Here is an 11,566-nt window from a genome sequence, read left to right on the forward strand (position 1 = left end):
GCGCCCAGTTGCAGCGCCAGGGCGCGACCGATGCCGCAGCCGGCGCCAGTGACAACGGCGACCTTGTCTTTGAAGGAATAGTTCATGAGAGGATGCTTGATGGTTCGAGAGGGGTGATTCAGACCGCTACGTGCTTGTGCAGGAAGGCGAGCTGTTCCTGGACGTTCCTGTCGAGGTATTCGCCGTAGTAGGGCTGAAAATGGTCGCAGGCATGCAGCGCGAACTCGGCGTTCGGCATGCGGCTCGCCGCCTGGCGTGCGACGTCTGCGGAAACGATGGTGTCGTGGGATCCGGCGATCACGAGCGTTGGCACGCGTACCTTGCGGGCGAGCCGGATCGGGTTGTAGCGGGGAATCTTGAGCAATACGCGGGCGAGCACCTTGTTTTCCCACTCGACGTCGGCGATGGCCTTCAACTTTTCCATCCCGCTCCAGGCTTCGGCGCCCGTCAGCGCGGCGTGTTCTCCGGGCCGACCCACGACGGGCACGTAGTGYGGCCTGCCGATCAGGCTGCCGACCACGTCGCGCAGGCCCGCAAGGGTCAGGCGCAGGACCACCATCGGGCGGAGAGAAGTGATCGCGCCCCAACCGCTCATGAGAGGATGCGCTGCGATGACCGCGGCGAGCCGATATCCCCGCGCCGCCATGCAGACCACGTGGCCGCCGGAGAGGGACGTGCCCCAGAGCACCATGCGCTGGGCGTCGATGCCCTCGAGCGTGCGAACGTGGCGGATGGCAGCATCCCAGTCATCCAGATGCCGGCCCGGGTCCACCCAGTGGCGTGGCTCGCCCTGGCTGTCGCCAAAATTGCGGTAGTCGAACAGGAATACGGCGTAGCCGGCCTCCACGAAGCGGGTGGCATGCGGAAGCAGCATCGCGCGCACACCGGCAAAGCCGTGCGCCATCACGATGACGGGCGGCGGTTCGCCCCGGTCGGGCGACAGCAGCGTGCCCGCGCAGCGCAGGCCCCGGCTGACGAACGAAGACGACACGGATTTCATCGGCGGTCGCCTCAGGCCGTGGCAGGGCGCAGCGTGCCGCCCAGCGAGGTTCCGCGGAACTCGAGCGCCGGGTCCTCCACGGGGTCCTTCATCAGCATCACATGGTCGCTCTCGGGGCTGTGCAGCACACGCCATGGCAGCGCACGGCCCTGCCGCGGCACCATGGCCTCGCCGCGCCGCGCATAGCCGGACTGGAGCGACGCGACGATGTTCTCGCTCAGCATCTCTCCTTCAGGTGCGCGGGCCGTCACCACATCGGCCTTGCTGCGGTCCATGTGATTGAGCAGGCGGCAGAAGTAGCTGGCCGCCATGTCTACCTTGAGCGTCCAGGATGCATTGATGTAGCCGAAGACCCAGGCCATGTTCGGCACGTCCTGAAGCAGCACGCCCTTGTATGTCATCAACTCGTTCACGGCTCGCTTGCGACCGTCCACACGCAGTTCCATGCCGCCGAAGGACTGGAGCTGAAGTCCGGTCGCGGTGACGATGATGTCGGCTTGCAACTCCTTGCCGGACTTCAGGCGAATTCCGGTCTCGGTAAAGGTGTCGATCTGGTCGGTCACGATCGAGGCCTTGCCTTCCCGGATCACCTTGAAAAGGTCGGCATCGGGGACCGCGCACAGGCGTTCTTCCCATGGCTTGTAGCGCGGCGAGAAGTGGGCAAGGTCGAAATCCTTGCCCACGTGCTTCTTGACGCCGGAGAGCAGCCACCATCTCATCAGGTCGGGCCACCGCCTCGAAAGCTTGTAGATCGTCCGCTGCAGGAAAAGATTGCGCCGGCGCGCCATCGCATAGACCCAGCGATCCGGAAGGACCCGCTTCAATACGGCGGACATCGTGTCGTAGCCCGGTACGGAAAACACGTAGCTGGGCGAGCGCTGGAGCATCGTGATGTGCGCCGTGTCCCGGGCCATGGTCGGCACCAGCGTCACCGCAGTGGCGCCGCTTCCGATGACGATGACCCGCTTGCCGCGGTAGTCCAGTCCTTCGGGCCACTTCTGAGGATGAATGCACTGCCCCTTGAATCTCTCGACGCCGGGGAAGCTCGGCAAGTAACCTTCGTCGTGGTTGTAGTAGCCGGTGCAGCTGACGAGGTAGCTGCACGTGAACGTGAGTGGCTCGCCGCTGTCTTCATCGACAGCGGTGATCGTCCAACGCCGTCGCTCGCTCGACCAGGCTGCCTGCGTTGTCTTGGTGCCGAAGCGGATCTTCTTGTCGATCCCATATTCGCGCGCCGTGTCGGTGACGTACCGCCTGATCGACGGACCGTCGGCCAGCACCTTCAGTTCGTGCCACGGCCGAAACTTGTAGCCGAAGGTGAACATGTCCGAGTCGGAGCGAATGCCCGGGTAGCGGAACAGGTCCCAGGTGCCGCCGATCGCCTTGCGCCGCTCCAGAATGCCGACTCGCTTTCCGGGGCACTCCATCTGCAGGTGGCAGGCCATGCTGATGCCCGACAGGCCAGCGCCGATGACCAGCACGTCGTAGTTTGTCTCCATTTTCGAAACCTCTAGGGGTTGATACGGTGCTGGAGTATTCCCAAGCCGACGCTTCGGCGCTTGACAATGCGAGACATCTGCTTGACATTGCGAGACATGACAGCAATGCTCAGGTCGAGCGGTTTGCAGGGATACACGACCCTCATGCGAAGTCTGGGGGCCGATCCGGCGCCGTTGCTGCGGCGCTTTCGCATTCCTGCAGCGTCATTGGCCGACGACGACGCGATGCTGTCGTTGCGTTCCTGTATCCAACTTCTCGAGGCCAGCGCCGTGCGGACCGGCTGCCCGGATTTCGGATTGCGCCTGTCACAGGTTCAGGACATCAGCGTGCTCGGTCCACTGAGCATCGTTCTGCAGAACGCGCCAACGGTCAGGGAGGCGTGGGACTACACCTCTCGCCACCTGTTTGTACAAAGCCCAGGCCTCGTGCTGGGTATTCATGACAAGAGTTCGGTCATTGAAGGCGCATCGGAGTTGACTGCGCAGGTTCGATTGGACAGGCTTCCCGCGCAACGGCAGACGATCGATCTGTGTCTGGCGGACCTTCACAACATCACCAAGCTGCTGGCCGCGGAACAATATCGACTGCTGGCCGTGACGCTGCCGCACAAGCCCCTGGCGACCCTCGAGGTGTACAGGCGCTTTTTTGGCGCGCCCGTTTTCGTGGAGCAACCGCATGCCGCCCTGCACGTCAGTCAGGGGACCCTGGACGCCGATCTGCAGGGCGCGAACCATGCGATGCGCAAGATCACTGAAGACTATGTGGCGAGGCACTTCCGCGTTCCTGGCGAGAGCGTCACTTCCCGGGTCCGCCTGGCGTTGCGACACACACTTGGCACGCCGCAGGCCGGCAAGACCGACGTGGCAGCGCTGCTGGCCATGCATCCGCGCACGCTCCAACGCTACCTGGCGGCCGAAGGGAGCACATTCGAGATGATCCGCGAGGAAGCGCTCAAGAGCGCCATCCTGCACTATCTGGGAACGACCGATGTTCCACTCGGCCAACTCGCAGACATTCTCGGTTTCTCGGAGCACTCCGCGCTGACGCGGTCTTGCCGACGTTGGTTTGGTATGCCGCCATCAGCGTTGCGAACGGAGTTGGTGGGCGGTGACGTCCGGTGACCGCAAGGCGCTGAGACACTTTGGACCAGGACCGTACCTGCGCTCAACCGCGCCGTCCCTCGTGCCGATACCCGCGGGCGGGGGACGAGCCGCCGGCGCCAGGGCGCGAACAGCCGTTAGGGCCCGAAAGCGTCATTCGAATATCGAGCTGTCGGTGGTCCCTTTCGAGCAGCAGGTCACTCCCCGGTCTCTCCACGTACGAGGGCACGCGTGGCCGTCGGGATTGTCAACCGCAGCGATTGGGCCCAACATGTTTTCTTCAATGCCAAGACGGGTTCCGAAGCCTCTCCCTTCCAGAAGTACACCACCCAAGAGGGACCGATATGTCATTTTTTGGCGATCTTCTTGAGAAACCCGCTAACTTGTCCGCCCAATCGAAATGGGCGGTGACGAACGGCTACATCTATCTTGGGTTCGGAGCTTTGCTCATCGTGTGGCCGGGTGCCGTGCAGACGATATTCATGGACCCGCCTTTCGCTGGACACGAGGGAGCACTCTTTCGCGCACTAGGTATGACGGTCGCCGTCATTGGCTGGCTCTACGTATTCGGTGGTCGATCCGGTGGGCGAAATTTCGGCCCCGCTTCCGTGCTCGATCGAGTGATACTGGTTCCCGCGGTGCTCGTGCCCCTGGTGATCGCTGGAATATTTCCCCATACGTTCGTAGCCTTTGCGATTCTTGACCCTGCGCTCGGCCTTGGGGCTTTGATTCTCCACAATCGCAAGACGTGAAGCTGTTCTAAGTACTACTTGCGTCGTCCCCAAGAACTCTCGCCAGATTGGCGGGACGCAAGGGGAAGGTCTGCTCATGGCGCGCATTCTGACCTCCTAGCTTGTTGCTCGCCAGAAGACCGCCCCGGCTTGGGCTTGCCGTGGCGAAGCGAGGCGCCAGGTGCGCCATCGCATCGTGGCCTGGATGCCCAGCTTGTCCTTGAACGGGGTCTGGCCGACTGTAGCCGGTCGACCTGGCAAGTCGGCATGCCGCAGACTTGGGCGGGGCAAATTCCGTCGAAGCGCGTCGACAAAACGGGGTGCACTGCCCCAAAGGGCAGTATTCAAAACCTCAATCCAAGGTTAGGTTGGTGCCCTTTGGACGCCGGAGCCGTGAAGTGCGGGCGGCACGCCGCTCAGTTAGGACGGATTCAGAGTTGGGACCGTGAGAGAACCTACTGTATTCATCATTGATGACGACGACGCTTGTCGTGACTCGATCCGCGAGTTGGTCATTGCGGTCGGACTCACGGCCGCGGTCTTCAGCTCGGCGTTCGAGTTCCTGGCTGCCTTTGACGCTACTTGGCGCGGCTGCCTGGTGTTGGACCTGCGCATGCCGCGCATGGACGGTCGCGCGCTGCAGGCGCACCTGCACGAGCTGGGTGTCCGCCTCCCGATTGTGTTCATCAGCGGTAGTGTCGACATTCCAACAGCCGTCCAAGCGGTCAGGGACGGCGCCGTGGACTTCCTGCAGAAACCCTACCCGCAGCAGCAACTGCTGGACGCAATTCATACGGCGCTACGTCGGAACTCCACCTGAAGGCGGGCTGCGCGTTGCCTTCGGTATCGACGATGACTTGCGCAGGGACTGGCCGACGATTACTTGATCATGCAGCGCCGCGAGCTCATCGCACGCGGTCGGGGCAAGGCGTCACCCGATGGGCGGCTGGGTGTCGGGCTCGTCCGGACCGTCGATGGCGCCCTCGGTGCGTGCGTATTTCGGCATGTGTGAACGAACGGGCTCATCGACCGGGTCTGCTTCGCGGGCATCCAGGCCCCAAGACATCCAGTCTTCGCCGAAGAGTTCGGACGGATGCGGCGTCGCCACGCTGCCGTTGCCGCACGCCAGCGCGTCCGAAGAACAGTACCTGTCGCAACCCCAGCAGACGCGCTCGGGATGCTTGGGATGGATCGGGAACTTCTTGGTCACGGCGGGGCACTCAGCGTACTGGGCTTCGATTCGTCGGCGCACTCGGCGAGACGCATGGATGCCCATGAAGAAGCACCCAATGTATTCCTTGAAGCCGGACTCGAATTTGAGACGTATCAAACGTCTTTCTGACGAGGTTCTATTCCGGGCATGAAGGCTTATCGCGCCACGCCGCTGCCTGCCCCGCACGAGCCAAATGGAATGCCCCACCTTCCGTCGCATCCTGCGGGCCACCGCGTCTGGCGCTAGTGGGGCGCGAAGAAAGAGGGCTCCGCAGGCACCCGGGGTCTAGTTCGCGTCCGCGTGACGCCAAACCATGCCAGGATCAGGGCTTGGCAGCTTTTTTCTTGTCGGCTTCGTTCTGGGGCGTGCCCGGAATCTCCTCGCCGATCTTGTTGCCAACCTTGCGTGTGTCTGATGCAGCGCCGGACGCCGCATTGTCAACCGCCTTGCCGGTCGCCTTCTCGGCCTTCTTGGTGTCAGTCTTGGTCGCGTCCCAAGCTTTCTCGGCGTCTTTTTCCAGTTTCTTGGTTTCGCTTTGTGCGACGGCCGACACGCCAATGCACGCGAATGCCAGGGCCACGGCGGCCGGCAGGGTGCGAACGATGGACCTGATCATGAGGAAGCTCCTTGTCGAGGTTGGTGTGACGGACTTGGCACTGTGACGCAACAATCGCCCAGCGTCAAAGGATGACACCGAAACGCCCGCAGCAAGACGTAACAGGCGCGGGAACTAAACACAAAGGGTGCGATGGTGCGTTTTGTGGCAAGCTCCTGCTCGTGGACAAGTGCCGGTGGACCGGCGTGTGGAGGCTCAACCCTCTATGACTCCCGAAACCCGATATGCGAGGAGCGGCGGCGTCAACATCGCCTACCAGGTGATCGGCAGCGGTGCGCGTGATCTGGTGCTGGTTCCCGGCTGGGTGTCGAATATCGACGTCTTCTGGGAGGAGCCGACGCTGGCCCGGCTGCTGACGCGGCTGGCCTCGTTCTCCCGACTGATCCTGTTCGACAAGCGGGGCACCGGCCTGTCCGACCGTGTCAGCGACATGCCAAGCCTCGAGGTTCGCATGGACGACGTGCGCGCGGTGATGGATGCGGTCGGCACGCAGCGTGCGGCCTTGTTCGGTTATTCCGAGGGGGGCGCGATGTGCGCTCTATTCGCCGCCACGTATCCGGAACGGTCTTCGGCGCTCATCATGGGCGGCGCTTTCGCGCGACGCACGCGGGCGCCCGACTACCCCTGGGGGCCGACGGCCGAGCAGCACCTGGCATTTGCCGACCAGATCGAACGAGACTGGGGCGGACCGGTAGGCATCGATGCCCGGTGCCCTAGTCTGGCTCAAGACGAGCGCTACCGACGGTGGTGGGCCCGCTGGTTGCGCGCCAGCGCCAGCCCGGCGGCCGCGGCAACGCTGGTGCGCATGAACATGGAGATCGATATCCGGCATGTCCTGCCGGCCGTGCGCGTGCCCACGCTGCTGCTGCACAGCAGCAACGACCGCACGATCGAATTCGGCGCAAGCCGCTACATGGCCGAGCACATCCCCGGAGCCAAGCTGGTCGAACTGCACGGCATCGATCACGTTCCCTGGGGCTGCGACTGCGACACCATCGTCGACGAGATCGAAGAATTCCTCACCGGCGCCCGACACGACGCGGAACCCGACCGGCTCCTGGCCACGGTCCTGTTCACCGACATCGTCGGCGCCACCGAGCGCGCCGTCCGCCTCGGCGACCGCCGCTGGCACGATTTGCTCGACAGCCATCACGCATTGATTCGCCACGAGCTGGAGCACTTTCGCGGCCGCGAGATCGACACCGCCGGCGACGGCTTCCTCGCCGCCTTCGATGGGCCGGCGCGCGCCGTGCGTTGCGCCTGTGCGATCTCCGAGGAGGTGCGTGCGCTCGGGCTCGAAATCCGCGCCGGGCTACACACCGGCGAGTGCGAGTGGATGGGAGGCAAGGTCGGCGGCATCGCTGTGCACACCGGCGCACGCGTGGCTGCACAGGCGCGCGCCGGCGAAGTGCTGGTCTCGGGCACAGTCAAGGATCTTGTCGCAGGTTCCGGGCTCGTATTTCAGGATCGAGGCGTGCAAAGCCTCAAGGGCATCCCTGGCGAGTGGCGACTGTTCGCGGTGGAGCACTGAGGCACCTGGCGAAATTCGGGTGTGCGATGGGGCTGGTACGGATCGAGAGCGGCGTCGAGCGGCTGCTTTCTGGCATCCAAGGCGTGCGTGTCGTCACCGTCAATCATTGCTTGGTCGACATGCGGAAAGGCAAGTCGACCGATGGCGACGATCGCATCAGCACGTCGAGTGGGTCGCCCGAAAGCTGGGCGCCGGCAGCGATGCGGGCGCAGGGGTCGGCGGTCGACTGGAGCTTGCGCCACAAGTCGCCCGCCAACAGCGACGCCCCGGCGGTGGCCCAGGCCGCGGTCCCTACGAGCAATATGCCGCTGGGGTCCAGTTCGACCGTCGGGTGGCTGATCGTTCCGGTGATTTTCGCGACGCCGCTCGTCAGGCCTATCAAGCTGAATTGGAAGAGCTCGCGTCGCACCGCCCGGTACCCGAACAGGATCTCGCTCGTTTTCAGGTTCACCGCGCCACCGCCCAGGATGTCCAGATGCTTCAGGCGCAGCGCGACGCCGTCGCTCGAGGTGGCCACGCCGTCGGCGATGGTGAAGCGCGCAGCCGCACATTCGAGTTGGGCGTGGTCCGCCGCCCTGCGGCCGGGCACCAGCGTCAGGAGGAGGTTGCCGGCAATCCTCTCGAAGCCATAGCCCGAATTGATGGGCAATGTGCCCGCGCCGGCGGTCAGCAGGAACTCGCCGCGCCCGGCCGCGAGCATGTTGCGCAGCGTGGTACCGGCGCCGGCGAACTGCGCGCTGATCGACAGCGGCGGCCTGGCGGCCCCGCTCGGCGGCTCCACTCGCGCCGTATACAGCGCCTCCGTATTGACATTCTTGAGCGACAGACGCAACGCCGCACCAGGCACTTCCTGGCGCAAGTCGAGGCGCAGTTCCCCGCGCAGCTCGCCTTCGGCCGCTGCGGTCGACACCTCGATCAGTCCGTTCGTGAGCGTGCCATCGAGTTGCAGCTTCGCCAGGTCGTATCGATGCAAAAGGAGGCGCTCGGCTCGCAGCCGCAGCTGCGCGTCGCGTGAGAGCAGGGACGGCATGCGAATGGGCCGGTCCAGCAGCGGTGTCTCATTGGCCGTGGGTTCTTCCCACTGTGTGGCATCGATCAGTCTGGACGTGAGATCCGCCGACAGATCCGGCCGGTCGCGCCACCGAATTCGCAGCCGCCCCGCCGCATCCGACTTGCCGGCCTGCGCGCTGAGATCGTCAACGGCCGCCTCCCCGTCTCCCAGCGTGATCCGTCCCGAGGCGCTGACCGGGAGGGCAGGCAGGCGCGAAGCGGTGAACTTCCTCGCCGTCTGCGCCAGGTTGTCGATCTCGATCCGGGCGGCGAGCCGCGTGCCCGTGGGCGCCGCAAGGTTGCCCACGTTGCCCTCCAGGGTGGCGCGCGCGCCAGGCAGCGTCGCCTGCAACGCCAGCGGCACGTCACGCAGGCCGATCAGACGCTGCAGCGGCCCGCTGGTCGCAAGGACGTGGAGTGTGTCTCCTTCCAGCGCCGTGCGCAGATTCGCTTCCATCTTCGGCCACGCGGTCTCGGGGTTCAGCAGTTCGGCCAGCGGCCCGGCGACCACCGTCAGATCCATCGGCGCGCCGAGCGCATGGCCCACCGCGCTCGCGCGCACCGGGCCGCCCGGCTCAACCTCGATGTTCGCCTGCTGCACCTGGACCGGGGAGCGGTCGCGACCCACCGCAAGGGAGAAGGGAGCGGTGCGAACGGAAAGCTTCGCCTGCTTCATGAGTTCGCGCACGCTCGTACCCCGCGAGCCAAACAGGACTTGCAGTCCCTGGATCGCGCCGCTCGTCGTGTCCGGCCGATTCGGCGAGCGCAGCAGCGCCGCCACGTCGATGCGGTCGGCCCTCGCGTTGGCATCGACGCGCCATGCCCGCCCGCTCGCATCGAGCGAGACATGGCCCTGCACCGGCGCGTTGGCGACCGTGGCAGATGTCAGGTCGATGGCGAGCTTGCCGCCCCGCAGATGCGCGAGCGCAGCGACCTTGCCGATCGGCACCGGTGCGCCCGCAATGCGGGCAATGTCGACATCCAGCCTGGCATCGAACGCACGCAGCGGCGCCAGCGGCAGTGGGTCGTCGAATGCACTGCGCGGTCCTGGTTTCGCCACGCTGCCGCCGAGCTTGGCGAAGTCGAGCACCGCAATGCTCGCATGGCCATCGATCTGCGGCCGGCCATCGCGCCAGCGAAGCGTGCCGTCTCCCGTGACCACCGTGCCGGCCAGTGTGGCGGCAAGCGCTTCCAGCCGAACTGCGTCGTCGCGCCAGCGCACCCGGCCGGACAAATTGCTGGCCGGGACCGGCAGGCCGGTGATCGCTGCAATCCGCAGGGAAAGATCCGCGTCGACGCGCTGGAGCCACGCCGGCGCACCCGCACCGGAGGCGTCCCGTGGTCGTGACCCAGGGGCGGCCGATTCGAGCGCTTTGACATCGGGCTGATCCAAGTCCAACCGGCCGAGGTTCAGCGCCCCGCTGAGCAGCGCACGCGGCGCGCTTGCGTACGCGAGATCTCCTGACACCGCCGAGGCGAGCACCCGGCCACGGATGTTCCTGGCCGAATAGCCTTCCTTGGAATGCGTCACGTGCGCCGCGAGATCCACCGGCAAGGGTTGGCTCCGGTGCAGGCCCGCAAGCAGGCGCAGCGGCGCCAGCGCGTCGCCCCGGGCGGTCAGCGCCAGGTCGAAGTCCGTGGCTTCGGCCGCGGGCGTGATGCTTCCATCGGCGCTCAGCGTGAAGTCCGCAAGCTTGGCGCGCAGCGCGAGTGGCGCGACGCCATCGGTCTTTTGCAGCTCGAGCCATGGCGCGCTGCTGGCCTCGAGCGAGAACGCCGCTTCGCCGATCTTTCCCTCGACCGTCAGCCGCGTGTCCACGCTCGCGCCGAACTGAGCCTTGCCCGACCCGATCTCGAGGCGCGACGGCTGCATCGGCAGTCCATCGAGCGACAGGCTCAAGTCTTCGACCTGCAGGCTGCCTCGGCCGTAGCGAGTCTGCGCCGACAGGCGATAGGGGCCCCATCCCGGCAATGTCCGCCCCAGGACGCCGGACCACGCGTCGAGATGCTCGCCCGTCGCCTCGATGCCGAGTTCGACGCCCTCGAGCGATGCGATCGATGCCAATCGCACGTCGAGCGTGAGGGACGCCCCCTTCGGTCGCAGGCCGACGGACAGACGCCAGGGCTCGCCGTGGAGTGCAGCCTGCAGCGAGGCGTCGGCCTCCACCGTGACCTGCATCGGAGTTTCTCGATAGTCGGCAAGCGCTTGAACCCGAAACGGCACGCCGTCGCTGATCGTGGCCTCGGCGGTATCGACACGAACCTGCTCGACGGAGCCGCCGCCTGGCCGCCAGCCAATGCGTGCGTCGGTCAGCGACACGGTGCCGAAGTCAGGCAATGCCGCGCGCTGGGTGCCCCGATCGGGCGTGCCGAACGACCAATTGCCTTCGCCCTGCGCATTGCGCTCGAGCAGCAGGTCCACGCCCTCCAGGCGCACGGCGCGCATTTCGACCCGACCCTTCCACAGGGCGATGAGATCGAGGCGCGCCTCGCCGCTCGCAGCGGTCACGAAGTCCGGTCGCGATGCCCAGGGAGGGTTGGCGATGCGCAGATCGCGCACGGAAAAGGTCGGCCGCAAGGCAAGTTCGAACGACAGACTGCCTATCGACACCTCCCGACCCAGGACGGATGAAAGCTCTCGCTCCACGGCTCGCTTGTAGACCTCGGCGTCGAGTGTCTTCAGGAAGAGCATCACGCCGGCAGCCGCGGCAAGCAGCAGCCCTAGCGTCCACAGCAGCAACTTGGTTGTGCGTCGACGCCATGGCGACCCGGGTGTGGTCAGGGTTGGGTGATGAGAGGCGGGCAATCGGGTCGCGGGATGGATG

The 11,566-nt window shown here is 65.4% G+C and carries 9 protein-coding genes and 1 pseudogene; 5 read left to right on the forward strand and 5 right to left on the reverse strand.

Features of this window, described 5'->3' with window-relative positions; genetic code table 11:
• Positions 1–118: 118 nt before the first annotated feature.
• Together AC1D2K_RS18690 and AC1D2K_RS18695 are read right to left on the reverse strand one after the other, a co-directional pair.
• Positions 119–1,000, reverse strand: a complete 882-nt coding sequence (locus AC1D2K_RS18690) for an alpha/beta hydrolase (protein ID WP_478090329.1) — start codon at positions 998–1,000, stop codon at positions 119–121.
• A gap of 11 nt (positions 1,001–1,011) precedes the next feature.
• The gene (locus AC1D2K_RS18695) at positions 1,012–2,499 is read right to left on the reverse strand and encodes a flavin-containing monooxygenase (RefSeq protein ID WP_478090330.1); all 1,488 of its coding nucleotides are present in this window, start codon (positions 2,497–2,499) and stop codon (positions 1,012–1,014) included.
• Positions 2,500–2,580: 81 nt separating this feature from the next.
• Between AC1D2K_RS18695 and AC1D2K_RS18700 the strand changes: the two genes are divergently transcribed.
• The 3 genes from AC1D2K_RS18700 (at position 2,581) to AC1D2K_RS18710 (ending at position 5,151) form a co-directional block, all read left to right on the forward strand.
• The gene (locus tag AC1D2K_RS18700; RefSeq protein WP_478090331.1) at positions 2,581–3,621 is read left to right on the forward strand and encodes an AraC family transcriptional regulator; all 1,041 of its coding nucleotides are present in this window, start codon (positions 2,581–2,583) and stop codon (positions 3,619–3,621) included.
• Positions 3,622–3,944: 323 nt separating this feature from the next.
• Positions 3,945–4,352, forward strand: a complete 408-nt coding sequence (locus tag AC1D2K_RS18705; RefSeq protein WP_478090332.1) for a hypothetical protein — start codon at positions 3,945–3,947, stop codon at positions 4,350–4,352.
• Positions 4,353–4,776: 424 nt separating this feature from the next.
• Positions 4,777–5,151 carry a response regulator transcription factor gene (locus AC1D2K_RS18710; RefSeq protein ID WP_478090333.1) on the forward strand — a complete coding sequence of 125 codons (375 nt, stop codon included), beginning with the start codon at positions 4,777–4,779 and terminating at the stop codon, positions 5,149–5,151.
• A 111-nt stretch (positions 5,152–5,262) separates the two neighbouring features.
• Here AC1D2K_RS18710 and AC1D2K_RS18715 read toward each other — a convergent pair whose 3' ends face one another.
• A complete protein-coding gene (locus tag AC1D2K_RS18715; RefSeq protein ID WP_478090334.1) occupies positions 5,263–5,541 on the reverse strand; it encodes a DUF3079 domain-containing protein in 279 nt (92 codons plus the stop codon).
• Positions 5,542–5,705: 164 nt separating this feature from the next.
• Here AC1D2K_RS18715 and AC1D2K_RS18720 point away from each other — a divergent pair.
• Positions 5,706–5,833 (forward strand): annotated as a pseudogene (locus AC1D2K_RS18720) (MerR family transcriptional regulator); the annotation flags it as partial.
• A gap of 33 nt (positions 5,834–5,866) precedes the next feature.
• Here AC1D2K_RS18720 and AC1D2K_RS18725 read toward each other — a convergent pair.
• Entirely contained in the window at positions 5,867–6,160 is a 294-nt protein-coding gene (locus tag AC1D2K_RS18725) for a hypothetical protein (RefSeq protein WP_478090335.1), read from the reverse strand.
• 205 nt (positions 6,161–6,365) lie between these two features.
• Between AC1D2K_RS18725 and AC1D2K_RS18730 the strand changes: the two genes are divergently transcribed.
• A complete protein-coding gene (locus tag AC1D2K_RS18730) occupies positions 6,366–7,691 on the forward strand; it encodes an adenylate/guanylate cyclase domain-containing protein (protein ID WP_478090336.1) in 1,326 nt (441 codons plus the stop codon).
• Positions 7,692–7,794: 103 nt separating this feature from the next.
• Here AC1D2K_RS18730 and AC1D2K_RS18735 read toward each other — a convergent pair whose 3' ends face one another.
• A complete protein-coding gene (locus AC1D2K_RS18735) occupies positions 7,795–11,547 on the reverse strand; it encodes an AsmA family protein (protein WP_478090337.1) in 3,753 nt (1,250 codons plus the stop codon).
• Positions 11,548–11,566: the final 19 nt, after the last annotated feature.

The sequence above is a fragment of the Variovorax sp. P1_H12_2 genome (assembly GCF_056405335.1).